The organism is Massilia agri, assembly GCF_024753255.1.
GTDB classification, from domain to species: domain Bacteria; phylum Pseudomonadota; class Gammaproteobacteria; order Burkholderiales; family Burkholderiaceae_D; genus Telluria; species Telluria agri.
In genome coordinates this window covers 50,254-74,565 of record NZ_JANUHA010000009.1, presented here as the reverse complement: position 1 = coordinate 74,565, position 24,312 = coordinate 50,254, and the positions used below count along the sequence as shown (strand labels likewise).

Below are 24,312 nucleotides of genomic sequence, written 5' to 3'. Positions count from 1 at the left end.
TCCTTCGCTTATTGATCCAGCCGGATCATACCCGCAGCGACGGTCTGGTGGGTGACTTCATCGATCAGGATGAAGGCGCCCGTCGCGCGGTTGTCGCAATAGGCGTCGGCGGCCAGCGGCTGCTGCACGGTGAGCTGCACGGTGGCGATGTCGTTCAGCTTCAGTCCTTCCGCCGCGTGCCTCTGCTGGGTGTTGACGTCCAGGATGCTGTCGACCTGCTTGATCTTGGCGGCGGTCTGGCGGGTGCCGTGCTTGATCCAGTACTTGCGGCGCGCATCGAGCGGCTCGTCCGACATCCAGCACACGTCGGCCACCACCTGCTTGAGCAGGGTCGCCGGCGCTTCGGCCCCCGCCAGCAGGTCGCCGCGCGAGATGTCCAGGTATTCGTTCAGCAGCAGGGTCACCGACTGGCCGGCCGTGGCCGATTGCAGGGAACCGTCGAAGGTCACGATGTCCTTCACGGTGGCCGTCTGGCCGGACGGTTGCACGACCAGCTTGTCGCCGACCGAGACCTTGCCGGACTCGATGCGGCCCATGTAGCCGCGGAAGTCGTTCGCTTCATGACCGTTGTGGCGCGCCACCAGCTGCACCGGGAAGCGGAAGGGCGCGGCGTGCGATTCATCGTAGACGGACAGCGACTCCAGCAGCTCGATCAGGGTCGGGCCTTCGTACCACGGCATTTTTTCCGACGGCTCGACAACGTTGTCGCCGGCCAGGGCCGACAGCGGGATCGCCGTCACGTCCTTCAGGCCCAGCGAGTTCGCAAACTCGCGGTAGGCCGCGACGATGCGCTCGTAGACGGTGCGGTCGTAGTTCACCAGGTCCATCTTGTTGACGGCCACGATCACGTGCTCGATCTGCAGCAGCTTGGCGATGGTCGAGTGGCGCTTGGTCTGGGTCAGCAGGGTCACCGAGCCATCGTCACCGAGTTTCACCTTCGAGACGTCCACCAGGATGATCACGGCGTCCGCGGTCGAGGCGCCGGTCACCATATTGCGGGTGTACTGCTCGTGGCCCGGGGTGTCGGCGATGATGAACTTGCGCTTCGGCGTGGCGAAGTAGCGGTAGGCCACGTCGATCGTGATGCCCTGTTCGCGCTCGGCTTCCAGGCCGTCGGTGAGCAGGGACAGGTCGATGGTGTCGCCCACGGTGCGCTTGTGCTTGGAGCGCGAGACGGCGGCCAGCTGGTCGGCGAAGATGCCCTTGCTGTCGAACAGCAGGCGGCCGATCAGGGTGCTTTTGCCATCATCCACCGAACCGGCGGTGATGAAGCGCAGCAGGCCCGCATCGGCGGACCGGCTCTGGTTCAGGTTATCGGTCATGGCGTTCATCAGAAATATCCTTGCTTCTTGCGTTTTTCCATCGACGCTTCCGAGGTCTGGTCGTCCATGCGGGTCGCGCCGCGCTCGGTCACTTCGGTGACGGCGGTTTCGGCGATGATGTTCTCGACCGTGCTTGCGGTGGAAGCGACCGGGCAGGTGCAGGAGATGTCGCCGACGGTACGGAAGCGCACGGTGCGGGTCTCGACCGATTCGCCTTCGCGCGCCGGGGTCAGCGGGGTCAGCGGCACCAGCAGGCCGTTGCGCGGGATCACCTGGCGCTCGTGCGCAAAGTAGATCGAAGGCAGGGCCAGCTTTTCGCGGGCGATGTACTGCCACACGTCGAGTTCGGTCCAGTTCGAGATCGGGAAGACGCGCATGTTCTCGCCGGGGTGGACACGGGTGTTATACAGGTCCCACAGTTCCGGGCGCTGGGCCTTCGGGTCCCACTGGCCGAATTCGTCGCGGAAGGAGAAGATGCGCTCTTTGGCGCGCGCCTTCTCTTCGTCGCGGCGGGCGCCGCCGATGCAGGCGTCGAAACCGTGTTCGGCGATGGTTTCCAGCAGGGTCACGGCCTGGGCCGCGTTGCGCGAGTCGGTCTGCGGGTTACGCAGGCGCACGGTGCCGCGCTTGATCGAATCCTCGACCGAGCCGACGATCAGGCGCTCGCCGAGTTCGGCGACTCTGGCATCGCGGAAGGCGATCACCTCGTCGAAGTTGTGGCCGGTGTCGATGTGCACCAGGGGGAATGGGAATTTACCCGGACGGAAGGCCTTCTCGGCCAGGCGCAGCAGCACGACCGAGTCCTTGCCGCCCGAGAACAGCAGGGCGGGATTGCTGCATTCGGCCGCCACTTCGCGCAGGATGTGGATGGCCTCGGATTCCAGGGCGTCGAGGTGGCGTGCATTCATGTCGGTCAGCACGGCCGGATTGTCGAGTAGGGTCGTCATCTTGTTTTGCCTGTTTGCAGCGGCTCAGGCCGCTACGGATTTAATGCGAATAAGTTTGCCGTCGACCACGTGCAGGCCGCATTCCTTGGAGCCGGGGTTTTCCCACCACCAGCGTCCGGCGCGCACGTCCTCGCCCGGCTGGATCGCGCGGGTGCAGGGTTCGCAGCCGATCGAGGGGTAGCCACGGTCATGCAGGGCATTGTAGGGCACATTGTTCGTGCGCAGGTACTCCCAGACATCTTCCTCAGACCAATCAGCCAGGGGATTGAACTTCTGCATGCCATGGGCGGCATCGTCTTCCTGTACGGCCAGCTCGGCGCGGGTGGTCGACTGGGCGCGGCGCTGGCCGGTGATCCAGGCCTGCTTGCCGGCCAGGGCACGGCCCAGGGGCTCGACCTTGCGGATGCGGCAGCATTCCTTGCGCATCTCGACGCTGTCATAGAAGGCGTTCAGGCCGTTCTGCGCCACATAGGCATCGACAGCTTCCGGCTGCGGCTTGAACAGGGCGATGTCAATGCCGTAGGTGTCGCGCACACGGTTCAGCATGTCCAGGGTCTCGGCATGCAGGCGGCCGGTTTCGAGCGAAAAGATCCCGATCGGCAGTTTCGCTTTCAGGATCAGGTCGGTCAGGACCATGTCCTCGGCCGCCAGGCTCGAGGCGAACACGGCGGGCGAAAAATCGCGGGCGATGCGCGCCAGGATGGCCTGCGTTTCTTCGACGCGGTGGTGCAAGTCGCTCATGGTGCGTCCTCTAGATACCCGCGCCGACGTCCGTCAGTTCCGGCGGCGTGCCGCGCGGGGCACGGCGGAACAGCGGCAGCGGCTGGTCGACCGATGCCTGGTAGGTTTCCGAAAACACGGTCAGGCCCTTGAGGGCATCAATGATGCTGCGGTCCTGGCGGGTGGCGAAGGCATCGAAGCCCACGCGCGACAGCGGCCACAGCTGGTCACGCAGCACGTCGCCGATGGCGCGCAGCTCGCCGGTATAGGCGAGGCGCTTGCGCAGGTTGAAGGCGGTCGAGTAGCCGCGGCCGTCCGAGAACTTCGGGAAATCGACGGCGATGACGCCAAAGCGTTGCAGGTCGTCCTTGATGGCGGCTGCCGGCTCGTCCGGCGCCAGCCAGACGCCGATGGCGGCGCGCTGCGACAGCGTCTCGCGCTGGGCCTGCCACACGGTCAAGGGCACGATGAACTTGCCTTCCGGGACTTCGACGGTTTCGGGCGTTTCACCTTCGACCAGGCGCAGCACGCTCCAGTCGTCGTCGACCACCTCGCGATGCTTGATGATTTGCTTGTGAACGACAAAATTAGGCATAGTGGTCTTCCCCAACCAGTTCGCCCGCCGCGATCGGCGTGGCATAGACGTGTTCCTTGAACGGCGCGATGCCGAGGCGCTGCACGGTGTCGACAAAACGCTCGCCTTCGAAGCGCTCGCGCACATAGACTTCGAGCAGGCGCCCGACCACTTCCGGCATCTGCACGGCCGAGAAGGACGGGCCGATGATCTTGCCGATGGCCGAGTTATTTCCCTGCGAGCCGCCGATCGACACCTGGTACCATTCGCTGCCGTCCTTGTCGACGCCGAGGATGCCGATGGCGCCCACGTGGTGGTGGCCGCAGGCGTTGATGCAGCCCGAGATGTTCAGTTCGATGTCGCCGATGTCGTGCTGGAAGTCGAGGTCGTCGAAACGTTCCGCGATGGCGGCCGCGATCGGGATCGACTTGGCATTCGCCAGCGAGCAGAAATCGCCGCCCGGGCAGGAAATGATGTCGGTCAGGAGGCCGATGTTCGGCGTCGCCAGGCCCTTGGCCTTGACCAGCTGCCACAGTTCGAACAGTTTGCTCTGCTCGACGTCGGCCAGCACCAGGTTCTGCTCGTGGGTCACGCGCAGTTCGCCGAAGCTGTACTTGTCGGCGAGGTCGGCCACGAAGTCCATCTGCTCGGCGGTCGCGTCGCCCGGCGGCACGCCGGTTTTCTTCAGCGACAGCACCACGGCGGCGTAGCCCGGCACCTTGTGCGGCTTGACGTTGCGGTTCACCCAGTTGGCAAAGGCGCGGTTGTCGGCATGCTGGGCGGTCGGATCGATGTCGCTCAGTTCGGCATAGCCGTGCGGCTGGAACCACTGGGCCACGCGGTCGAATTCTTCCTGGGTCAGGGTTTCCGGACCATCCTTCAGGTCGGCCCATTCTTCCTCGACCTGGCGGGTGAATTCCTCGACGCCCAGGGCTTTGAGCAGGATCTTGATGCGGGCCTTGTACTTGTTGTCGCGGCGGCCGTGCTGGTTGTACACGCGCATCACGGCTTCGGTATAGGTCAGCAGGTGCTGCCAGGGCAGGAAATCGCGGATGACCGAACCCAGGATCGGGGTACGGCCCATGCCGCCGCCGGCCATGAACTTGAAGCCGACTTCGCCCGCATCGTTACGCACCAGGGTCAGGCCGATGTCGTGGATGGCGATCGCGGCGCGGTCCTCGACGGCGCCGTTGATCGCCACCTTGAATTTACGCGGCAGGGCGATGAACTCGGGGTGGAAGGTGCTCCACTGGCGCAGGATCTCGGCGAAGGGGCGCGGATCGATGATCTCGTCGGCCGCGACGCCGGCGAACTCGTCGGTGGTGATGTTGCGAATGCAATTGCCCGAGGTCTGGATGGCGTGCATCTCGACCGAGGCCAGGTCTTCCAGGATCTGCGGCGTGTGCTCCAGCTCGATCCAGTTGTACTGGATGTTCTGGCGGGTGGTGAAGTGGCCATAGCCACGGTCATATTTGCGCGCGATATGGGCGAACATGCGCATCTGCTTCGAGGCCAGCAGGCCGTAGGGCACGGCGACACGCAGCATGTAGGCATGGCGCTGCATGTACAGGCCATTTTGCAGTCGCAGGGGCAGGAATTCTTCTTCCAGCAGCTCACCGGACAGGCGGCGTTCCACCTGGCTGCGGTACTGTGCGATGCGTTCGCGCACGATGAGATGGTCGTAGTGGTCGTAGCGGTACATGGTCTCGTCCAATGGGGGCAAACATTGTCCACCCGTTAAATGTTTGGTCAAGTGTACGGACCTGGCTATATATTCCAAACTACGGAGATTTCATTTGCTTATATGCGTAACTCGAATAAGCATCTTAAAATGTCATCTGCTGCCGCATTGACAAGAACCCTTTACAACGCTCGATTACCTTTTTCACTCTTCATGAACCTTCACCAGCTGCGCTTCGTGCGCGAAGCCGTCCGCCAGAACTACAACCTGACCGACGCCGCCAAGGCGCTGTTCACCTCCCAGCCCGGGGTCTCGAAAGCCATCATCGAGCTCGAGGAAGAGCTCGGGGTCGACATCTTCACCCGCCACGGCAAGCGTATCCGCGGGCTGACCGAGCCCGGCCGCCTGGTGCTGCAGTCGGTCGAGCTGATCATGCAGGAAATCGACAGCCTGAAACGCATCGGCAAGGAATACGCGGCCCACGACAGCGGCAGCTTCACCATCGCCACCACCCACACCCAGGCGCGCTACATGCTGCCCAAGGTGGTGCAGGCCTTCATGCAGAAGTTCCCCAAGGTGCGGTTGTCTTTATTGCAAGGCAACCCGAAGCAGATCGCCGACATGGTCAAGAACGACCAGGCCGACCTGGCCATCGCCACCGAGTCGATCGCGGCGGTGGAAGGGCTGATCACCCTGCCGTGCTACCAGTGGGAACACGTGCTGGTGGTGCCGCCCGAGCACCCGCTGACGCGTTCGAAAGCCGTCTCGCTGGAAGAGATCGCCTCCTACCCGGTGATCACCTACGACGCCGCCTTTGCCGGCCGCAGCAAGATCGACCACGCCTTCGGCCTGCGCAACCTCAAACCGGACGTGCTGCTGGAGGCCATCGACGCGGACGTCATCAAGACCTATGTCGAGCTGGGCATGGGCGTGGGCATCATCGCCGGCATGGCCTTCGACCCGGAACGCGACCGCAACCTGCGCGCCATTCCCGTCGGCCAGCTGTTCGGCATGAACATCTCGAGGGTGGCGGTGAAGCAGGGCGCCTACCTGCGCAGCTACATCTACACCTTCATCGAACTGCTGGCGCCGACCCTGAACCGCAAGATGGTCGAGTCGGCGATGCGCGGCGGCGAGAACTACGAGCTTTAACGAGGACATATCATGAGCACTATGAATCCGGTCGTCGATTTCTTCACGAAGATCGCCGATCACTACGACGCCCAGTTCCACGACGAGAGCGACGAAGACCGCCAGGACGACCTCGACGACGTCGCCGAGCAGGTCGCGGAACTGATGCGCGGCCACACCGTGCTGGAACTGGGCTGCGGCACCGGCTACTGGACCGATGTGATCGCCGAGACGGCGGCCCGGGTCATCGCCACCGACGCCAGCGAAGCGATGCTGAACGTGGCGCGCGAGCATGGCGAGGGCCTGGAGAACGTGCGCTACCGCGTGGTGGACGCGCTCGACATTCCGCCGGATATCGCCGAGGGCGGCAAGATCACGGCCGTATTCGCCGGCTTCCTGTGGTCGCACCTGCGCAAGGAACAGCAGGACGCCTTCCTGGCCGGCCTGCGTTCACGCATCGGCAAGGATGCGCTGCTGGTGCTGATCGACGACGAATACGTCGAGGGCGCCAGCCCGACGGTCGCGCGCACCGATGCCCAGGGCAATACCTGGGCCCAGTTCGTCGACGCCGACGGCAATCGCCACGAGCTGCCGAAGAACTACCCCACCGACAGCGCCCTGCGCAAGCGCCTCGGCACGGCGGTCCGCGAGATCAAGATCGGCCGCTGGGATTCCTGCTGGGCGCTGACCTGCCGGCTGAAATAACACCTGGGTGTCAGGTCTGACAAATGGACACGGGCTCAACATTCAGCGTAAGTTACGCTCGAGCTCGTGTCTGAATGTCAGACCTGACACCCCGGTGTAGAGTTAGAATCCGCCGCGGCTGCCGCCGATATTGATGCTGCCGCTGCCGGACGGGCTCCCGCCGCCCGGCATGCCGCCGGCGCCGCCCGGTCCGCCACGGCCGCGGCCGCCGCCTTCCGGCCGTTTGCCCCGCTCCTGCCTTCCTTCGCCGCCGGGGTCTCCGGGCTGGCGCTCAAGCATGCTTCGCACATGCGCCATCAGCTTGGCGCGCTGCGCGTCGTCGAGTGCGTCGTTCATTAATAACCAGGTTTCCCGCACGGCCAGGTCCTCGGCCTGGGTGGCCGCTGCGTCTGCGTCGAGCGGGGCGGCGAGCGTGCGCAGTTCGGCGGCCGGGTCGCCTGCCAATGTCCTGGCCGCCGCGTCAAGTGCCTCGCGCCGCTCCTTGCGTGTGCGCAGGATGGTGCGGGTCTTGCGTTCGCTCTGCTCCCACAGCAGGCGCTGGTTCTCGTTCAGAGCCAGTTCCTTTCGGATTTCCGGGGCCTGTATCAGGAGGTCTTCGGCGCGCCAGTCGGTGATGGGAATCGCGCGGACGGGCGCGAGGCAAAAGAGCAGGGCAGTGGCAACTGCGAGGGGGAGACGTTTCATGGAACAGGTTCTAGATGTGGGGAGTCCATTGTCTGTTGCCTGAACGTAAAGTGCGGTTACTCAGCTGTAAGGAAATGTTGCTGCTTCGGATAGGCTTGTCTTGAAATTGCATACGCGTCGCCGTCCTGCACCCGCCATACCCGCCAAACATAAAGTGAAGGCCGGCCCCCTCTTTCAAGGACGCCGCCGATATACTCGGACGAGCACATCACTTGGGAGAACCCATGCCTGGCCGCTTCGTTCGCAGAACCATTCTGGTATCGCTCGCTTACTGGACCCTGGCCGTACAGGCTCGGGAAACCCCGGCGCCCGTCGTGCGCAGCGCGGCGCAGCTCGAATCCGTCCTGGCCTCCAGCCAGCCGAGCCCACTCGACGCCTTCACGCCCTATGGCAAGCGGCGCTTCCTGCAGTCGCTGCGCTGGAACGAGCGTGGAGTGAGCAGCTTCAGTACCGCCCTCCTGGAACGCGAACTCGAGCCCCGGCAGATCGCCGACGTGCTGGCCTTCATCGATGCCAGCGCCTACCTGCCCATGGTGGTGAACGACCTTGCCGGCGCGCCGCTGCGGCTGCCGGCGCCATCAGCGGACGCCGAAGCGCGCCTGGCGCAGATCTTGCGGTTCACGGAGGAAGAGCATCGCGACGACACGGCAGGTGCGGTGACGATGACGGACGACACGCGGCTGGAGCGCCGTTTCGTCGCCGTCTTCGGCCAGCGCCCATCCCGGTTTACGCTGCAGGGGCTTCCGGTGGGCGACCTGCCGTTGTACTTCGACGCCGCCGCACGCGCGGCGCAAGGCGGGATGGACTCGGTCGCGACACGGTTCCTGATGGCGGTGTACGAGGAAATGCAGGGAAGGGGCATCGATACCCGCCGGTCCTTCGACGCGATCGTGCTCAAGCGGATGCTCGAGGCGCGCGAGTTCGGACAGGCACGGGCATTCGCGGCCGATAAGCTGCATCTGGCCGGGCGGGCCATCCCCACGGTGCGCGATCGCCTCGGTCCACGCTTCGAGGGGCGCAGCGCCTACCGCTACGATGCCGCCAGCAACACCCTGGTTCGTGAAGCCGTGCCACTTCCGCGTGGCACCGAACTCGTGATGGTCGTCGATGCGGGTTGCCATTTCTCCGCCGATGCGCTGGCGGCGCTGCGCGACGATGCCGCGATGCGTGCCCGCTTGCTGAAAGCCGGCCTCGTGCTGATCACGCCGCCACGCGCGGCTTTCCCCGCCGGTTTCATCGGAGCGTGGAACACCTCCAACCCCACGCTCCCGATCCGCGTTCCCTACAGTGTCGGGGAATGGCAAGCAGTCGACGTCCCCAACGTGCCGCGCTTTTTCTTGCTGAAGGACGGCAAGGTCGTGAAGCAGCTCAGCGGCTGGCCGGCGGAAGGCCACAAGGCGGCGCTGCTCGCGCTGTTGGACGGCGCCGCCGACTAGCTCAGCGCGCCGCGTCGAAGTCGAGCGTGTCCGGATCGTCGTCGACCGGAGTCGGCGCGCCTCGCATCTTGAGCCACACGAAGCCGGCCACGCCCGCCGTCAGCGAGGCCAGCAGGATCGCCATTTTCGAGGCATTGATGGCATCCGGCGCGCCCGTGAACGCCAGGTTCGTGATGAAGATCGACATGGTGAAGCCGATCCCGCCCAGCAGGCCCGCGCCGATCACGTGGCGCCAGGCCAGGTCCAGCGGTAGGCGGCACAGGCCAAGGGCGACCGCGGCGAAGCTGAACAGGACGATGCCGACCGGCTTGCCCGCCACCAGGCCGAGCATGATGCCCAGGCTGTTCGGCGACAACAGCTCTTCCGCCCAGCCGGCGCCGACCACGATGCCGGTGTTGGCCAGCGCAAAGATCGGCAGGATCAGGAAGGCGACCGGCTTGTGCAGCAGGTGTTCCAGGCGGTGCGAGGGCGACTTCTCGTCGTCCTGGCGCGCCGAATAGGGAATCGCGAAGGCCAGCAGCACCCCGGCGATGGTCGCGTGCACGCCGGATTTGAGCATCAGGAACCACATCAGCGCGCCGCCCACGAGGTAGGGCAGCAGGGCCATCACCCGCAGCACGCGGTTCATCAGGACGAGCAGGGCGAATACCGCCAGCGCGCCCGCCAGGTAGGCGACCGACAGGCCGGTGGAATAGAACAGGGCGATCACGATGATGGCGCCCAGGTCGTCCATCACCGCCAGCGCTGTCAGGAAGATCTTCAGCGAGGCCGGCACGCGGCTGCCCAGCAGGGCCAGGACGCCGAGCGCAAAGGCGATGTCGGTCGCCATCGGGATGCCGACCCCGGCCTGGGTCGGGCTGCCGTTGTTGAAGGCGAAATGGATCGACGCCGGCACCACGATGCCGCCGATCGCGGCGAGGATCGGCAGCAGGGCGTTGCGCAGGTCGGACAGTTCGCCGTTGTACAGTTCGCGCTCCAGCTCGAGGCCGATCATCAGGAAGAAGATCGCCATCAGCGCATCGTTGACCCAGTGTTCGATGCTCAGGCCGGCGACGTACTGCTGCCAGAAACCGAGCCAGGACGGACCAAAGGGTGAATTGGCGAGGGCCAGCGAGAGCAGGGTGCAGAGGATCAGCACGATGCCGCCGGATTTGCTCGACGCGAAGAAGGACTTGAAGGTGGAGGAGAGGCGAACGGAGGTGAAGAAGGGCATGATGGTCGCAATAAAGCCGCGTGGCGGCCCGACCATCGCGCATCCTGTCGTACCGGCGGTACGAACACCCATCGTTAGTATAAATGAAATCCGGCCCTTTCGGGCCGGAAATAGTGTGGAGCCTCAGCGTCCGGTGGTCGGCGCCGGCGCGGTGCTGCCGGCCAGCGGATCGGGCTGGGCGCTCCCTGCGCGCTTGACCCAGTAGTCGGCGTTCTCGATGCCGAGCGCCACCGGATCGAAGACCGGATCCTTGCCTTGCGCCTTCTGCGCCTCGTAGTCGCGCAGGCACTTGAAGGCGACGTTGCGCAGCAGGAGGATGGCGGCGATGTTCAGCCAGGCCATCAGGCCCACGCCCAGGTCGCCCAGCGCCCAGGCGGCATCGGCGGTCTTGATGGTGCCGTAGAAGGTGGCGCCGATGATGGCCACTTTCAGCAGGAATGCCATCCAGGGACGGCCGGTCGTGCGGTTCAGGTAGGCGATATTGGTTTCGGCGATGTAGTAGTAGGCCACGATCGTCGTGAAGGCGAAGAACAGCAGGGCGATGGCGACGAACAGCGATCCGAAGCCGGGCATGATGTTTTCCAGTGCCGTCTGCACATAGCCCGGGCCGGCGGCAACGCCCTGCACGCCGGTGAACATCGGCGTGCCGTCCGGCGCCTGCACATTGTACTGGCCGGTGATGAGCAGCATGAAGGCGGTGGCCGAGCACACGAACAGGGTGTCGACGTAGACCGAAAAGCCCTGCACCAGGCCCTGCTTGGCCGGGTGGCTCACTTCCGCCGCCGAGGAAGCGTGCGGGCCGGTGCCCTGGCCGGCTTCGTTCGAGTAGACGCCGCGCTTGACGCCCCACTGGATCGCCATGCCGATGATCGCGCCGAAGGCGGCGTCGGCGCCGAAGGCCGAGGTGAAGATCAGCGAGAGTACGGCCGGCAGCTGGTCGATGTGCATGGCGACGATGATGCAGGCCACGACGATATAGCCCAGCGCCATGAAGGGCACCACGTATTCCGCGAAGGTGGCGATGCGCTTGACGCCGCCGAAGATGATGAAGGCCAGTGCGATCGCGAGGACGGCGCCGGTGACGGTGGTGTCGACGCCCGCCGCGGTCTTGAGGCTTTCGGCGATCGAGTTGGCCTGCACGCCCGGCAGCAGCACGCCGGTGGCGAGGATGGTGACCAGGGCGAACAGCACCGCATACCACTTGATGCCCAGGCCCTTCTCGATATAGAAGGCCGGGCCGCCGCGGAACTGCTTGTCGATGGATTCCTTGTACACCTGGCCGAGGGTCGACTCGACGAAGGCCGAGCTGGCGCCGAGGAAGGCGACGGCCCACATCCAGAACACGGCGCCCGGACCGCCGAAGGTGATGGCGGTGGCGACGCCGGCGATGTTGCCGGTGCCGACGCGGCCGGCCAGGGTCATGGTCAGGGCCTGGAAGGAGGACACGCCCTGGTCGGAGCTCTTGCCGTCCATCATGAGACGGGTCATTTCGCGCACGTGGCGCAGCTGCAGGAAGCGCGAGCGGATCGAGAAATACAGGCCCGCGCCCAGGCACAGCGCGATCAGGGCGGGGCTCCAGACCCAGCCGTTAATGAGGTTCACCAACTCATTCATACATCTTCCCCATAGCAACAAATGTCATCGATAGACGGCCGGAAACGCTGCCCGGCCTGTTATGGAGAGCAACGATACCCGAAGAATTATCTAATTCCTATTGTTATTTTTTGCTGCACTGCCGCGTGCGCCAAGGCGATGCGGATGGCTGCGGCGCGCGCCATCAATTAGCGCACGGCGGCACGGTTTCGGTGCGCGGTAGCGTCAATGGAGCTTGATCGCGACCGCGTTGGCGCCCTCGCGCAGCGCGATCGCGGCATCCTCGAAGGAGGGCGGACCGAATCGGCTGACCGGGTTGCGGCTGAAGCCGTAGTTCTCCTTCGGGATGCCGATGAAGTTGCGGTCCAGTTCCTTGTTCCCGTTCTCGTCCTGGTAGGCCAGCACGGCCCAGGTGCCTGCGGGGATGTCCTTCAGGGTGACGACGGTCTCGCCCGCCTGGGCCGGCGCCGTGGCGCTGTAGGCGCATTGCTTGAGGAAGCGTTCGCGGTCGCAGACGGCGACGTTGACCGTGCCCTTGGCCGTCACGCCGGAGACACGGACTTCGACCGTGATGGCTGCCAATGCCTGGCAGCTAGAGAGAACAAGGCCGAAGGCGAGGAGGACGGTGGAAACGCTGCGCATGGTGATCCTTTCTAGATAGTGTCAAAGCGAAATCTGTACCGTCGATGAACCGCCGGCTGGTGTCTTCGGCAATGGTGCGGCGCGGGCGCTGTGGTAGGCTTGCGCCATGCTGATCAACGCCCTCATCGTCATCGTCACCATCGTGCTGATGGAAGTGTTTTCCATCGTCGCGCACAAGTACGTGATGCATGGTTTCGGCTGGGGCTGGCACAAGTCGCACCACGAGCCCCGTACCGGCTGGTTCGAGAAGAACGACCTCTACGCCGTCGTGTTCGCCGGCGTGGCCATCGCCCTGATCTGGTTCGGCACGCGCGGCTTCTACCCGCTGCAGTGGATCGGCGCCGGCATGACGGCCTACGGCGCGCTCTATTTCGTCGCCCACGACGGCCTGGTGCACCGCCGCTGGCCGTTCACTTACACGCCGAAGAGCGGCTACCTGAAGCGCCTCTACCAGGCCCACCGCATGCACCACGCGGTCGAGGGACGCGAGGGCGCGGTCTCCTTCGGCTTCCTGTACGCCCCGCCGGTGGCCAGGCTCAAGCGGGACTTGCATGCGCTGCATGGGGGACGCTTGCAGCGTCAGCCGCGCCCGGACGACGCCACAGGGCCGCAGGACGTGGCCGCAAGCCCCGACCACGCGAACTGAGCGCACTCGCGCCGCCTTTTATCAGCAGCCATAGCTTCGCCGCCTTGCTGGTTCCTGCGCGCTCGTCCCAGGCGTGGGCGCCGCGGCGCTTCACTTCGATGCCGATCTGGCGGTAGACATTGCGTGCGCTGGCGATCGCCCAGGCCGAGCGCAGGGGCAGGGCTTTCACGCCCTCGGCCGCCGAATCGTAATAGGGCTCGGCATGGTCGACCAGGCGCGCAGCCAGCACCGCCAGGGCGGCGCGGTGGCGCGGCTCGGCCAGTTCCTCGCGCGCGATGCCGGCCTCCCTTAGCCACTGGGCCGGCAGGTAGCAGCGGCCCATGCGTGCATCCTCGACGATGTCGCGCGCGATGTTCGTGAGCTGGAACGCCAGGCCCAGGTCGCAGGCGCGGTCCAATATATCCTCGTCCACCGCGCCCATGATCGAGGCCATCATCAGGCCGACCACGCCGGCCACGTGGTAGCAGTAACGCAGCGTGTCGTCGAAGGTCTCGTAGCGCGCGTCGGCGACGTCCATGCCGAAGCCGGCCAGGTGGTCGAAGGCGTAGCGCGGCGCGATGCGGTGGCGCAGGGCCACTTCCTGGAAGGCGGCGAAGGCGGGGTCGCGCATCGGCTCGCCCGCATAGGCGCGGCGGGTCTGGTCTTCCAGCTGCGCCAGCGCGCCGGCCGCGTCGTGGTCGGCATTCGCGACATTGAAACCCAGTTCCTGGCCGTCGACCACGTCATCGCAGTGGCGGCACCAGGCATAGAGCATCAGCACGCTGCGCCGCGTCGCCGGGTCGAACAGTTTCGCGGCGGCCGCGAAGCTCTTCGAGCCGACTTCGATGGTGCGCGTCGCGTGCTCCATCAGGGCTTCGCTCATGCCGTCACCTCCTCGCGGCGCGCTGCACGCACTTCTTCCAGCATCAGGCCGGCCGTGGCCTTGGCGGAGCCGATCACGCCGGGCACGCCCGCGCCCGGATGGGTGCCGGCGCCGACCAGGTAGAGGTTCGCCAGCTCGCTGTCGCGGTTGTGCGGGCGGAACCAGGCGCTCTGGGTCAGGATGGGTTCGAGCGAGAAGGCCGAGCCGTGGTGGGCATTGAGCTGGTCGCGGAAGTCGAAAGGCGTGAAGATGCGGCTTGTGACGAGCTGGCTGCGCAGTCCCGGCATGTAGCGCGCTTCCAGGTAGTCGAAGATGCGGTCGCGGTAGCGCGGGCCCTCGACCTCCCAGTCGATCGGCGCATTGCCCAGGTGCGGCACCGGGGCCAGCACGTAGTGGCTGCCGCAGCCGGGCGGAGCGAGCGAAGGATCGGTGACGCAGGGCGCGTGCAGGTAGAGCGAGAAGTCCTCGGCCAGCTCGCTGCCGCCGAAGATGTCCTTGATCAGGCCCTGGTAGCGCGGGCCGAAGCAGACCGTGTGGTGCTGGAGCTGCTCGTGGTGGTGGTCCAGGCCGAAGTAGAGCACGAACAGCGAGTTGCTGAAGCGCTTCTTGCGCAGCGCCTCGGACTCGGCCCGGCCGCGCGGGTGCTTGCCGAGCAGCTTGTCGTAGGTGTGGACCACGTCGGCGTTCGAGGCCACGGCGTCGGCCGCAAAGCGGCGGCCGTCCTCCAGCCGCACGCCCGTGACGCGTTTTCCGCTCGCCTCGATCTCCGCCACCGGCGCATTGACTTCGATGCGACCGCCGATGTCCTCGAACAGCTTCACCATGCCGCGCACCAGGGCGCCGGTGCCGCCGCGCGGGAACCACACGCCCCACTGGCGCTCGAGCGCGTGGATCAGGGTGTAGATCGAGCTGGTCGCGAAGGGATTGCCGCCCACCAGCAAGGAGTGGAAGGAGAAGGCCTGGCGCAGGTGCTCGTCCTCGATGAATTTCGAGACCAGGCTGTAGACGCTGCGCCAGGCCTGCAGGCGCGCCAGCTGCGGGCCGGCCGAGATCATGTCGCGGAAGGACAGGAAAGGCACGGCGCCCAGCTTCAGGTAGCCCTCCTCGAACACGGCTTTTGAGTACGCCAGGAAGCGCTGGTAGCCGTCGACGTCGCGCGGGTTGAGCGCGTGGATCTGGCGGTCCAGCGCCTCCTGGTCGTTGGCGTAGTCGAAGTGGCTGCCGTCTTCCCAGCACAGGCGGTAGAAGGGCGTCACCGGCAGCAGCTCGACGTAGTCGGCTAGCCGCCTGCCGGCAGCCGTGAACAGCTCCTCGATGCAGGACGGGTCGGTGATCACGGTCGGGCCGGCGTCGAAGACGAAGCCCTGGTCCTCGTAGACGTAGGCGCGGCCGCCCGGTTTGTCGCGCTTTTCCAGCAGCGTGACCTGCATGCCGGCGGCCTGCAGGCGGATGGCGAGCGCCAGTCCGCCGAAGCCGGCGCCGATGACGACTGCTTTTTTCTGATCGATCATGCTGGTTTCCTGATCTGGTCGGGATGGATCTTGATGGCTGCGGCAAAGGCTTCGCCCACGGGCACCGGCGGCTTGCCGGAAAGCAGGCGCGCCTTGTCGCCCAAGTGCAGGCGACCGGCGTAGAAGCGCGCGATCAGGGGAGCGGGCAGGCGGTAGAAGCGCTGCATCACGCGCCAGCGCGCATCCGGCCGGCCCGCAAGGAAGAGCATGCGGTTGAGCAGGCGGAAGAAGCGCTGGCTTTCCCAGGCGCGCCGCGCCTCCTCGCGGATGGCGGCGAACAGACGCGGCGCGTCCAGTGCCTCGGCCGGCAGGCCGGCGATGTGGTCGGCCAGGCGTACCGCATGCGGCAGCGAATAGCCGGTGGTCGGGTGGAAGAGGGCGGCGCGCAGGCCCGAGCAGGGCTGGCCCTTCATCTCGTCCCAATAGGCGTCGAAGTCGCCGGCGAGGACGATGGGAAGCGAACCGTGTTCCTCGCGCAGCATGCCTGCCACCTGCCAGCCGCGCGCGGCGACGTAGGCGGCGATGTTGGCGCGCAGGCGCTCCGGCTCCCAGGCGGCGCTGTCGACGTAATGGGTGTCCTCGACGAGGATGCGGTCCGGCCCGAAGGGCAGCAGGTAGACGAAGCGGTAGCCGCCCTGCTGTTCGACGCCGGCGTCCATGATGACGGGCGCCCGCAGGCCGTGCGGGGCGGCCAGAAGCAGTTCCTGGCCGAGGAAGGTCTGGTAGCCGAGCGACATCTGCCTGGTCGCGCGCATGCCGCGTCCGTCGATCACGGCGCGCGCCGCGAGCACCTCGCCGCTGGCCAGCGTGACGCTGGTCGGGCTCAGGCCGGTGATGCGCGTGCCGGTTCGCAGGCAGGCGCCGAGGTCCGCCGAGACGATGCGGGCGAAGTCCTCCGAGGCGATGCTGGCGTAGCCGCCGTCCAGGGTGCGCTCCAGTTGCGGGAAGCGGACCTGGTAGCGCGGCCAGCGCTGCGCCACGAGCGGCGCAACCCACGCCCACTCTTGCGCCGTCAGGTCGCTGTCGTGGAAGGACCAGGTGTGGTTGCCGCCGATGCGCTGCCCGCCGTCCAGCAGCAGGATGCGCAGGCCTGGTCGCCGCTGGCGCAGGCGCCAGGCGATCAGGCCGTTGGCAAGCCCGCCTCCGGCCAGGATCAGGTCGTAGGGTTTAGTCAAGGCTGGCCACTTCTTCCCGCGGGACGCCGCGCAGTTGCAGCGCCGCTTCGATGATGTCGGCCGCCCGCGGCGCGCCGCCGCTTGCGGCCACGCTGGCGGACAGGCCTTCCAGCTTGTCGGCGAACGTCGATTCCTCCAGCAGGCGCTTCAACAGCTTCGCCATGTGCCCGCTCGACGCGAATTGCGGCGACGCCTTCAGGCCGATGCCCGCGTGGACGACGCGGCTGGCCGTGCCCGGCTGGTCGAAGGCGATCGGCAGCGCCAGGATCGGCGTGCGCGCGGCGATCGCGTCCATCACGGTGTTCGAGCCCGCGTGCGAGACCACCGCATCGGCGCGCGCCAGCACCGCCTGCTGCGGCGCGAAGGCGCACACCCAGGTGGCGCCGGCCTGTTCCAGCGCGCGTTCCTGGGCGGCGTCCAGGCCGCCGCAATGGGCGACCAGGAGCTGCACGTCGAGTTCGCGGCAGGCGTGGGCGATGCGGCGGAAGAGGCCGAAGCGCTGGCCCTGCAGGGTGCCGAGCGAGGCGAATACGAAGGGCCGGCCGGCCGCGATCGCCGGCATGCGCGACTGTTCGGGCAGGTGCTGGATGCCGGGCGGTCGCAGGGGCCCCACGTGGTGGAAGTGCGCCGGCAGCGCGCGGCGCGGGAAGTCGAAATCTTCGACTGTCTGGCTGACTTGCGCGAGCGGCGACAGGCATTCGTGCAGTCCGCTGCGCGGCGCAAGACCCAAGCGTGCGGCATTGGCTGCGATGCTGCGGCCGTGCGGCCCCATCATCCAGTCGTAGACCCGGGTACTGCCTTCGACGATCTTGCGGGCGCGCTCGCTGTCTTCGAAGCCGAAGGGCATGACGGGCAGCGGAATGCCTGGTTCGCGGTTGACCGGCAGCGCACAGGCGACCGAGACGAAGGGCAGGCCGAGGCCCTCGGCCACCAGGCCGCCGGCCGCTTCCATCTGGTCGGCGACGACGGCGTCAATGCCGAGCTGGTCGATGGCGCGCGGCAGTTCGCGGCACAGCATGTCGGTGGACGCGGCCATGTCGAGGATGACGCGGCGCAGCCCCAGCGGCCCGCCCGGATTGGCGGCGCGCCGCAGCGACTCCGCCAGCGAGCCGGGCGGGTGGCTGGCGGCGCCGACGGCGTGAAAGCCGATGCGCGGGTCGCGCACATACTGGCCGGCGTCGGGCCGGTGGATGAACGTCACGCGGTGCCCGCGCGCGACGAATTCGCCGCCGAGTGCTTCCAGCGCATTGAAGTGGCTGTAGAAGGCGGGTGCGACAACAGCGAAATGCGCCATGCGATCGCTTCCCTCGGGCTTCAGTTGACGCTCAGCGCGTGCGGGCGCGTCCCAACGCCGTCGGCGAAAGGCATGGCGCCGCCCGCGAAGCGCAGGCGCGCGCCGCCGCGCGCGAACAGGCCGGCCACGAAACGCCGGGTGCCGGCCTGGCTGCCGAGGGCGTCGACCAGGTGGCGCTCGGCGTCCATCAGGTGTCCGGCCAGGCGCCGCTGCGCCTCGTCCAGCCCGAGCGAGACCAGCAGGGTGCTCTTGCCGAGGTCCTTGCCGGTGTCCTTGCCGGTGACGGCGCTGTCGTTGCCGGGCAGGTCGTGGAAGTCGTCGCGGATCTGGAAGGCGTGGCCGGCCGCGAGGGCGAAGGCGCGCAGCGAACGCGCCACCTCTTCTTCGGTCTGGGCGATGATGGCGGCCATGTCGACCGCCACGCCGAGCAGCACGCCGGTCTTGAGTTCGTTGGTGGCGGCGATGGCCTCGGGGCTGCGCGCGCCGCCGTGCAGGTCTTCGAACTGCCCGCGCACCAGGCCCTGGGCGCCGATGGTCTCGGCCAGGCGCGCCACCAGGCGGGTGCGCGTGATGGGCGGGATGTCCTGGGCGGTGGCCAGCACGCCGAAGGCGCGGCTGAGCAGGGCGACCGAGGCGAGGATGGTGACGTCTTCGCCATACTGCACGTGGATGGCGGGCTTGCCGCGCCGGAGCTGGGCATTGTCCATGCAGGGCATGTCGTCCAGCATCAGGGAGGCCGCATGCACCATCTCGACCGCGCAGGCGACGTCGACCAGGGCGGGCGAGGTGCAGCCGAGGTCGCGCGCGACCAGCATCACCAGCAGGGGACGCATGCGCTTGCCGGCGCTGAGCGCGCCGGCGCGCATGGCGGCGCAGAGGAGGTCGGTGTGCTCGCCGCTGCCCTCCAGCAGTGCGTCGATGCGCTGCTCGATGCAGTCGCGCAGTGCCTCGATCTGGTCTTCGCTGTCCGGGACGTCGAAGCCTTCGAATCGCCGTGTCGCTGTAGTCATGCGCTAACCCCTTTTGCCGAGAGCCACGATTTGTCGGAATTGCTGACGATCATACCGGAAGCAATATTGAGTAATCGTTAATTGTTTCAATCGTGCGCAGTAATGAGGCAAACGGCCGAAATCCAGCCTGCGCACCACCGCATCCTTGTTACACGCGTATTAAACTTGAAATTTCAGCCACGTTCATTAGCCGCACTCAGGAGAGCGGGTCAAGCGTGGGACGGGACGGGTTGTTGCAGAAATGACAAAGCCGGCAAAAGCCGGCTTCGGGAAAGACCTTGTGCCGCGCGGGACGCGCGGCGGGTGCTTAGAACGAGTGACGCACGCCCAGGGTGAACACCGACGGATCGGCGCCCAGTGCGGTGGCGGCCGGGGTCACGTTGGTCGAGGACGAGTAGATGCCGAACACGCCACGGCCGTTGTTGCGCAGCTGCGCGTAGGTCGTGTAGATGTTGGTGCGCTTCGACAGGTTGTAGGTGTAGGCCAGCGAGACGGTGTTGCCCTTGGCGCCGGTTTCGATCTTCTGCTGCTGGAAGTTCACGAAGAACTTGTTCGGACCGGTGGTGTAGGCGACGCCGATGTTGGCGTTCTTGTACTCGTTGTTCGGGCCGGTCTGGTCGGCGACCAGGTAGTTGCCCTTGACCTCGAAGGCGCCGAAGGTGTAGCCGGCGCCCGCGCCCCATTCCTTGTCGTCGCCGGTGGCCACGCGTTCGATCTGGTGGTAGCCGGCGCCCAGGTACAGGCCGCCGTTCTTGTATTCCACCGATGCGCCCATCAGGTCGCCCGAAGGATCGACGGCCTTCTCGCCGGTCGAGTAGGCGGCGTTGACGGTGAAGCCGCTGAGCGAGTTGCTCTTGTAGTTCACCGAGTTCGCCAGGCGGCGGGTCAGGCGCGAGAATGCCGACAGGTTGCTGCCGAACATGCCCTGGCCCAGGGTGTCGGTGGCGGCGGCGACGGCGGCGATCGGCGAGTATTCGCGGCCGACGGTCAGGGTACCGAAGTCGCCCTGCAGGCCGACCACGGCGCGGCGGCCGAACAGGTTCGAATCGGCGGCGCCGGTGTCGAGGGCGACGCCGGCTTCGATGTTGAACAGTGCTTTCAGGCCGTTACCCAGGTCTTCGGTACCGCGGAAGCCGATGCGGCTGCTCGACTGGTTGCCCGAGTTGATCACAGTACGATGGCCTTCGCCCGGGTTGTCGGTGTTCTCCACGGCGATCGCAGCGTCCATCACGCCGTAGATGGTCACATTGGTCTGGGCGTGGGCGAACAGCGGGAGGGACGACAGCAGCGCAGCTGCCAGGCACTTAAACTTCATGTAGATCTCCAGTTTGGTTTGGACAGGATGTCGAGCTCTTAATCACTCGGATCGACGCGGATATTACGGGGGGAATATGTCCGCTTGATGACATCCTGATATGCCAAACGCTCAACTGGCCGGCGCCTCCACATGCGAATGGTCGCTGACGGGAATCGCGATATCGATCCGGGTGCCGGGTGGTTCGTCGGCGCTGATGGCGATTTCGCCGTGCAGGGCCCAGACCCGCTCGCGCATGCCGATCAGACCGAGCGACGCGACCTTTTCCATGTCTTCGGAACGGATGCCGCGGCCGTCGTCGCGGATCGTGACCAGGAGCTCGCCATCGCTGCGGTCGAGGTTGAGCACCACGCTGGTGGCCTCGGCATGGCGGGCGATATTGGTGAGCGCTTCCTGCACGATGCGGAAGATGGCGGTGCTGGCGGCATCGTCGAGGCGCAGCTCGGCCTCCTCGGCCAGCAGCACGCAGGCGATGCCGTGGCGCTCGACGAACTCGTCGCGCAGGCCCTGCAGGGCGAAGTACAGGCCGCCTTCGTCGAGGGCGCGCGGACGCAGGTTGGTGGCGATGCGGCGCAGCGAGGTGATGGCGGTGAGCAGATTGCTTTCCATGCCGTCGAGCAGGCGTCCGCTCGCATCCGGCAAATGGTTGTTCTGGCGCAGCAGGGTGAGGTCCATGCGCAGCGAGGCCAGCAGCTGGCCGAGGTCGTCGTGCAGCTCGCGCGCGATGTGGGTGCGTTCTTCTTCGCGGATGGTCTGCAGGGCCGAGGACAGCTGGCGCAGCTGGTCGTGCGAGCGCGCCAGCTTCTGCTGCACCAGGTGGCGCTCGGACACGTCGCGCAGGATCACGGTATAGATGAGGCGGCCATCCTGTTCGATGCTGGAGATCGAGCCTTCGATCGGGAACAGCTGGCCGTTGGCGCGGATACCGGTGACGGCGTAGTCGGTGGCGCGGCGCCCGGCGCGTCCTCCGCCAGCGGGAAAATAGTCTAGCGGCAATTTGGTATCGCGTCCCGGCGCCTGGATGAAGCGCGCCAGCGAGCTGCCCCGCATGTTCGCCACGCTGGTGGCGAACATATGGGCCGCGGCCGGGTTGGCGAACACGATCACGGCCTCCTCGTCGATCGAGAGGATGGCGTCGCTGGCGCTGTGGACGATGCGGCGCCCGTCGACCCGGCGCACCTCGGCGGGAGGGCGGCGCACGGCGCGTGCGCGGCGCAATGCGGCCGCCGCCTGGCCGGCACAATAGCCGCCGAGGAAGCTTACTACGAGGACCGCTGTGCCTGGCGTGCGGCATCGCTGGCGTCGCTGTGGAGTCATGCGGGAAGAGCTGCCTGTCGTGGCCAGAGGGCCGGGAGCTCTACATTACGTGGTGGGGGAGGGTGCTGGCTTGATACCTGACAAGGCCTAGGGTGCACGGCTTCGCCGTGCGCGCGTTCAAACTACCGTTGAAACCACGCGCCTTGGCTGGTCATCGGGGAGCTGAACGCGCGGACGGCAGAGCGTGGTCCGGTCCACTGGACCGGACCACCCCTACGACACCGCGAACCGCAGGCCGTAGTTGTCCAGCGTCCCCGGCAGCCGCGCCGGATCGAGCCGCCGGTTCTCCAGCCGCAGCGTATGTTTTTCCAGCAAGGCCGCCAGCAGATGGCTGCTCGTCATCAGGACCAGGTGGCGCCCCGGACAGATCGCCGGCCCGTCGCTGAAGGGAATCAGGGGCCAGTCGCGCTTGACCCCTTGCTCCCAGTCCTCGCGCCACAGCTCCGGCGCGAAGCGGTCGGCATACGGCAGGTGGGCGTCGTCGCGGTGGAAGAAGGGTGCGTGGACCAGCAGGCCCGTTTCCGCCGGCATCGCGCCGTCTTCCCACTGCGTTGGCGCACGGCTCTGGCGCAGCACCATGGGCGTGGTCGGCCACAGGCGCAGCGCTTCCAGCACGGTGGCGCGCAGGAAGGGCAGCTGGGGCTTGCCGGCCCGCCCTGCGCTCTCCTCGCGGGCGCGCTGCAAGTGCTCCGGGTAGCTGTCCAGCAGGGCCAGCGCGCGGAAGCTCGCGATCACGGCGGCATCGAAGGCGAACAGCCACTGCGGCACCTGTTGCTCCGGCACGGTGAGGGCGTTGCGCGGGATCTGCGCCATGAAACCCGCCAGGCTGCCCGGCTCCGCGCGGTCGAGATACATCCGGATGCGCTCGAGGAAGCGTTCCCGCTTGCCGCGCAACGTCGGATGGAAACCGGCCCAGTTGGCGGCCCCGCGCAGGCGCGTGATCATGGCCTGCAGCTCGTGGTCTTCGGCGGCGCCGTTGCCCAGCACGATGCGGCGGACCAGGCGGTACCAGCCCTGCGACCAGACGTCCCAGTCGAGGCGTCCCTGCTCGCGCGCGGCTTCGAGGATGCGCGCGGCTTCCTCCTCGACAAGCGGCAGGAAGCCGGCGGCCATCCGGTGCATCGGATGCGCGGTATCGAGCGCGGCCTCGTTGAAGCGGCGCCGCTCCGACCGCTCTGCGCCCTCCGACAGCAGGACGGCCTTGGGTTCGAAGTGGGAGAGGGCGCCGCGCTTCTCGGTGCTGGCGGGCGAGAACGGGTCGGGCGAGCCGTCCAGCACCCGCTGCGCATGCCGCGGGTCCAGCACCACGGCCTGCTTGCGGATCGGCAGGGGCAGCATCAGGGGGCCGGGTCCGTACTTGTCGCGCAGCTTCTGCATGCGCTGCACGGCGCGGCGGTCGAGGTCGAGCTTGTCGGCCAGCGCCACCACCGCGGGACGGCGGATGATGACGCCCTGGGCGACCACGGGGGCGAACACATCGAGGCCGAGGGCGAGTGTATCCAGCACGCTGGCCCGGGGGAGGCCGGTGGCGGTGGTGCCGGATTTTGTGAGGCCGCGACCGATCGCGAGGCCGGCGCTGAATGCACCAAGCGCGCCCAGCACGCCGGCGGCCAGGAAGAGGGAGTCCTTGCGCGTCTTGCTCATGAAACGTCCTGTCCAGTTCGGTAAAGCTTGACTCTACGACAACTGGCCAGGGCGCCGCGCACGGTCGCCCGGCGGATCACATCTGCTTGAACAGGTGCAGGAAGCTGCGGCTGACCTCGAGCTTTTCCGGACGGCCCTTGACCAGCACCAGGTGGCGGCCACGGATGTCGCGCGTCACGCCTTCGATGGCGTTGACGTTGACCAGGGTGGCGCGGTGGATCTGCCAGAACAGCGAAGGATCGAGCTCTTCGGCCAGGTCGCGCACCGGCTTGCGGATCAGGGCCTCGAAAGAGGCGGTCTGCACGCAGGTGTATTTTTCGTCGGAGCGGAAGAACAGGATGTCTTCCACCGGAATCATGCGCAGGTCCTGGCCGATGCTGGCCTGGATCCATTGCAGGTGCTTCTGCTTGGGCGCCGCGATCTTCTCGGCCAGCTGCGAGAGCATCTGCTGCACGCTGTCATTGACCTTCTCGCCCGGGCGCTCGAGGCGCTGCTTGAGGCGGTCCACGGTGACCTTCAGGCGCTCCGGCTCGGTGGGCTTGAGCACGTAGTCGACCGCGCCGCGCTCGAAGGCTTCGACCGCGTACTGGTCGTAGGCGGTGACGAACACGATCTGGCTGCGGTCGCCAATGTCGCGCGCCGCTTCCATGCCGGTCTTGCCGGGCATGCGGATGTCGAGGAAGGTGAGATCGGGCTTGAGCTGGTCGACCAGTTCCACCGCTTCCTCGCCATTCTTCGCCTCGCCCAGGATTTCCAGTTCCGGCCATGCCTCCGACAGCCGCAGGCGCAGCTGGTCTCGCATCAGTCTTTCGTCATCGGCAATGATTGCAGTAGGCATGGGAGTTCCGCTAGCTGAGTGAAGAGTAACAATTATTCAATGAAACGGCGCG

22 protein-coding genes are annotated in these 24,312 nt (G+C 66.6%); 4 read left to right on the top strand and 18 right to left on the bottom strand.

Annotation, left to right across the window (positions count from 1 at the left end):
- Positions 1 to 8: 8 nt before the first annotated feature.
- The 5 genes from NX780_RS14085 to NX780_RS14065 are packed head-to-tail and all read right to left on the bottom strand — an operon-like array spanning position 9 to position 5,265.
- Entirely contained in the window at positions 9 to 1,331 is a 1,323-nt protein-coding gene (locus NX780_RS14085; RefSeq protein WP_258828501.1) for a sulfate adenylyltransferase subunit 1, read from the bottom strand.
- The gene (gene cysD, locus NX780_RS14080) at positions 1,331 to 2,269 is read right to left on the bottom strand and encodes a sulfate adenylyltransferase subunit CysD (protein WP_258828500.1); all 939 of its coding nucleotides are present in this window, start codon (positions 2,267 to 2,269) and stop codon (positions 1,331 to 1,333) included. Before cysD ends, NX780_RS14085 begins: the two co-directional genes overlap by 1 nt.
- Positions 2,270 to 2,293: 24 nt before the next feature.
- The gene (locus NX780_RS14075; RefSeq protein WP_258828499.1) at positions 2,294 to 3,010 is read right to left on the bottom strand and encodes a phosphoadenylyl-sulfate reductase; all 717 of its coding nucleotides are present in this window, start codon (positions 3,008 to 3,010) and stop codon (positions 2,294 to 2,296) included.
- A 10-nt stretch (positions 3,011 to 3,020) separates the two neighbouring features.
- Positions 3,021 to 3,584 (bottom strand): DUF934 domain-containing protein, encoded by a 564-nt coding sequence (locus tag NX780_RS14070; RefSeq protein ID WP_258828498.1) that lies wholly within the window; start codon positions 3,582 to 3,584, stop codon positions 3,021 to 3,023.
- The gene (locus NX780_RS14065; RefSeq protein WP_258828634.1) at positions 3,577 to 5,265 is read right to left on the bottom strand and encodes a nitrite/sulfite reductase; all 1,689 of its coding nucleotides are present in this window, start codon (positions 5,263 to 5,265) and stop codon (positions 3,577 to 3,579) included. Before NX780_RS14065 ends, NX780_RS14070 begins: the two co-directional genes overlap by 8 nt.
- Positions 5,266 to 5,457: 192 nt before the next feature.
- On the opposite strand from NX780_RS14065, the gene NX780_RS14060 reads away from it, so the two are divergent.
- Both NX780_RS14060 and NX780_RS14055 read left to right on the top strand, forming a co-directional pair.
- Positions 5,458 to 6,396, top strand: coding sequence for a CysB family HTH-type transcriptional regulator (locus NX780_RS14060; protein WP_258828497.1), 939 nt, complete (start codon positions 5,458 to 5,460; stop codon positions 6,394 to 6,396).
- Between the two features lie 12 nt (positions 6,397 to 6,408).
- Complete coding sequence (locus NX780_RS14055) at positions 6,409 to 7,080, top strand: class I SAM-dependent methyltransferase (protein WP_258828496.1); 672 nt, start codon at positions 6,409 to 6,411, stop codon at positions 7,078 to 7,080.
- Between the two features lie 102 nt (positions 7,081 to 7,182).
- Here the strand turns inward: NX780_RS14055 and NX780_RS14050 are convergent, their stop codons facing one another.
- Positions 7,183 to 7,764, bottom strand: a complete 582-nt coding sequence (locus NX780_RS14050; RefSeq protein ID WP_258828495.1) for a hypothetical protein — start codon at positions 7,762 to 7,764, stop codon at positions 7,183 to 7,185.
- Between the two features lie 224 nt (positions 7,765 to 7,988).
- Here NX780_RS14050 and NX780_RS14045 point away from each other — a divergent pair, with 224 nt between their 5' ends.
- Positions 7,989 to 9,200, top strand: a complete 1,212-nt coding sequence (locus NX780_RS14045; RefSeq protein WP_258828494.1) for a hypothetical protein — start codon at positions 7,989 to 7,991, stop codon at positions 9,198 to 9,200.
- Position 9,201: 1 nt separating this feature from the next.
- Here the strand turns inward: NX780_RS14045 and nhaA are convergent, their stop codons facing one another.
- The 3 genes from nhaA to NX780_RS14030 all read right to left on the bottom strand — a co-directional run bounded on the left by nhaA (position 9,202) and on the right by NX780_RS14030 (position 12,648).
- Positions 9,202 to 10,449: a Na+/H+ antiporter NhaA gene (gene nhaA, locus NX780_RS14040; protein ID WP_258828493.1), complete on the bottom strand. Its 1,248-nt coding sequence runs from the start codon at positions 10,447 to 10,449 to the stop codon at positions 9,202 to 9,204.
- Positions 10,450 to 10,536: 87 nt separating this feature from the next.
- Positions 10,537 to 12,027 (bottom strand): alanine/glycine:cation symporter family protein, encoded by a 1,491-nt coding sequence (locus tag NX780_RS14035; protein WP_258828492.1) that lies wholly within the window; start codon positions 12,025 to 12,027, stop codon positions 10,537 to 10,539.
- Between the two features lie 204 nt (positions 12,028 to 12,231).
- Positions 12,232 to 12,648 carry a DUF2141 domain-containing protein gene (locus tag NX780_RS14030; protein WP_258828491.1) on the bottom strand — a complete coding sequence of 139 codons (417 nt, stop codon included), beginning with the start codon at positions 12,646 to 12,648 and terminating at the stop codon, positions 12,232 to 12,234.
- Between the two features lie 106 nt (positions 12,649 to 12,754).
- Here NX780_RS14030 and NX780_RS14025 point away from each other — a divergent pair, with 106 nt between their 5' ends.
- Positions 12,755 to 13,294: a sterol desaturase family protein gene (locus NX780_RS14025; RefSeq protein ID WP_258828490.1), complete on the top strand. Its 540-nt coding sequence runs from the start codon at positions 12,755 to 12,757 to the stop codon at positions 13,292 to 13,294.
- Here NX780_RS14025 and crtB read toward each other — a convergent pair.
- The 9 genes from crtB to NX780_RS13980 form a co-directional block, all read right to left on the bottom strand.
- Positions 13,185 to 14,156 carry a 15-cis-phytoene synthase CrtB gene (crtB, locus tag NX780_RS14020; protein WP_258828489.1) on the bottom strand — a complete coding sequence of 324 codons (972 nt, stop codon included), beginning with the start codon at positions 14,154 to 14,156 and terminating at the stop codon, positions 13,185 to 13,187. The genes NX780_RS14025 and crtB overlap by 110 nt on opposite strands.
- Entirely contained in the window at positions 14,153 to 15,667 is a 1,515-nt protein-coding gene (locus NX780_RS14015; RefSeq protein WP_258828488.1) for a phytoene desaturase, read from the bottom strand. Before NX780_RS14015 ends, crtB begins: the two co-directional genes overlap by 4 nt.
- Positions 15,664 to 16,842, bottom strand: a complete 1,179-nt coding sequence (crtY, locus tag NX780_RS14010; RefSeq protein ID WP_258828487.1) for a lycopene beta-cyclase CrtY — start codon at positions 16,840 to 16,842, stop codon at positions 15,664 to 15,666. The genes NX780_RS14015 and crtY overlap by 4 nt, the downstream gene beginning before the upstream one ends.
- On the bottom strand, positions 16,835 to 18,136 hold the full coding sequence (locus tag NX780_RS14005) for a glycosyltransferase (protein ID WP_258828486.1): 1,302 nt from the start codon (positions 18,134 to 18,136) through the stop codon (positions 16,835 to 16,837). Before NX780_RS14005 ends, crtY begins: the two co-directional genes overlap by 8 nt.
- Positions 18,137 to 18,156: 20 nt before the next feature.
- Complete coding sequence (locus NX780_RS14000) at positions 18,157 to 19,146, bottom strand: polyprenyl synthetase family protein (RefSeq protein WP_258828485.1); 990 nt, start codon at positions 19,144 to 19,146, stop codon at positions 18,157 to 18,159.
- A gap of 307 nt (positions 19,147 to 19,453) precedes the next feature.
- Positions 19,454 to 20,461 (bottom strand): porin, encoded by a 1,008-nt coding sequence (locus NX780_RS13995; protein WP_258828484.1) that lies wholly within the window; start codon positions 20,459 to 20,461, stop codon positions 19,454 to 19,456.
- 111 nt (positions 20,462 to 20,572) lie between these two features.
- Positions 20,573 to 21,778, bottom strand: coding sequence for a PAS domain-containing sensor histidine kinase (locus NX780_RS13990; protein ID WP_258828483.1), 1,206 nt, complete (start codon positions 21,776 to 21,778; stop codon positions 20,573 to 20,575).
- Between the two features lie 213 nt (positions 21,779 to 21,991).
- Positions 21,992 to 23,422: a cytochrome P450 gene (locus tag NX780_RS13985; RefSeq protein WP_258828482.1), complete on the bottom strand. Its 1,431-nt coding sequence runs from the start codon at positions 23,420 to 23,422 to the stop codon at positions 21,992 to 21,994.
- Positions 23,423 to 23,498: 76 nt separating this feature from the next.
- Entirely contained in the window at positions 23,499 to 24,260 is a 762-nt protein-coding gene (locus tag NX780_RS13980; RefSeq protein WP_258828481.1) for a LytR/AlgR family response regulator transcription factor, read from the bottom strand.
- Positions 24,261 to 24,312: the final 52 nt, after the last annotated feature.

Bases quoted from the DNA above. Each gene is read 5' to 3' on its own strand.
- NX780_RS14085 (WP_258828501.1), bottom strand. From the start codon at position 1,331: ATGAACGCCATGACCGATAACCTGAACCAGAGCCGGTCCGCCGATGCG.
- cysD (WP_258828500.1), bottom strand. From the start codon at position 2,269: ATGACGACCCTACTCGACAATCCGGCCGTGCTGACCGACATGAATGCA.
- NX780_RS14075 (WP_258828499.1), bottom strand. From the start codon at position 3,010: ATGAGCGACTTGCACCACCGCGTCGAAGAAACGCAGGCCATCCTGGCG.
- NX780_RS14070 (WP_258828498.1), bottom strand. From the start codon at position 3,584: ATGCCTAATTTTGTCGTTCACAAGCAAATCATCAAGCATCGCGAGGTG.
- NX780_RS14065 (WP_258828634.1), bottom strand. From the start codon at position 5,265: ATGTACCGCTACGACCACTACGACCATCTCATCGTGCGCGAACGCATC.
- NX780_RS14060 (WP_258828497.1), top strand. From the start codon at position 5,458: ATGAACCTTCACCAGCTGCGCTTCGTGCGCGAAGCCGTCCGCCAGAAC.
- NX780_RS14055 (WP_258828496.1), top strand. From the start codon at position 6,409: ATGAGCACTATGAATCCGGTCGTCGATTTCTTCACGAAGATCGCCGAT.
- NX780_RS14050 (WP_258828495.1), bottom strand. From the start codon at position 7,764: ATGAAACGTCTCCCCCTCGCAGTTGCCACTGCCCTGCTCTTTTGCCTC.
- NX780_RS14045 (WP_258828494.1), top strand. From the start codon at position 7,989: ATGCCTGGCCGCTTCGTTCGCAGAACCATTCTGGTATCGCTCGCTTAC.
- nhaA (WP_258828493.1), bottom strand. From the start codon at position 10,449: ATGGTCGGGCCGCCACGCGGCTTTATTGCGACCATCATGCCCTTCTTC.
- NX780_RS14035 (WP_258828492.1), bottom strand. From the start codon at position 12,027: ATGAATGAGTTGGTGAACCTCATTAACGGCTGGGTCTGGAGCCCCGCC.
- NX780_RS14030 (WP_258828491.1), bottom strand. From the start codon at position 12,648: ATGCGCAGCGTTTCCACCGTCCTCCTCGCCTTCGGCCTTGTTCTCTCT.
- NX780_RS14025 (WP_258828490.1), top strand. From the start codon at position 12,755: ATGCTGATCAACGCCCTCATCGTCATCGTCACCATCGTGCTGATGGAA.
- crtB (WP_258828489.1), bottom strand. From the start codon at position 14,156: ATGAGCGAAGCCCTGATGGAGCACGCGACGCGCACCATCGAAGTCGGC.
- NX780_RS14015 (WP_258828488.1), bottom strand. From the start codon at position 15,667: ATGATCGATCAGAAAAAAGCAGTCGTCATCGGCGCCGGCTTCGGCGGA.
- NX780_RS14005 (WP_258828486.1), bottom strand. From the start codon at position 18,136: ATGGCGCATTTCGCTGTTGTCGCACCCGCCTTCTACAGCCACTTCAAT.
- NX780_RS14000 (WP_258828485.1), bottom strand. From the start codon at position 19,146: ATGACTACAGCGACACGGCGATTCGAAGGCTTCGACGTCCCGGACAGC.
- NX780_RS13995 (WP_258828484.1), bottom strand. From the start codon at position 20,461: ATGAAGTTTAAGTGCCTGGCAGCTGCGCTGCTGTCGTCCCTCCCGCTG.
- NX780_RS13990 (WP_258828483.1), bottom strand. From the start codon at position 21,778: ATGACTCCACAGCGACGCCAGCGATGCCGCACGCCAGGCACAGCGGTC.
- NX780_RS13985 (WP_258828482.1), bottom strand. From the start codon at position 23,422: ATGAGCAAGACGCGCAAGGACTCCCTCTTCCTGGCCGCCGGCGTGCTG.
- NX780_RS13980 (WP_258828481.1), bottom strand. From the start codon at position 24,260: ATGCCTACTGCAATCATTGCCGATGACGAAAGACTGATGCGAGACCAG.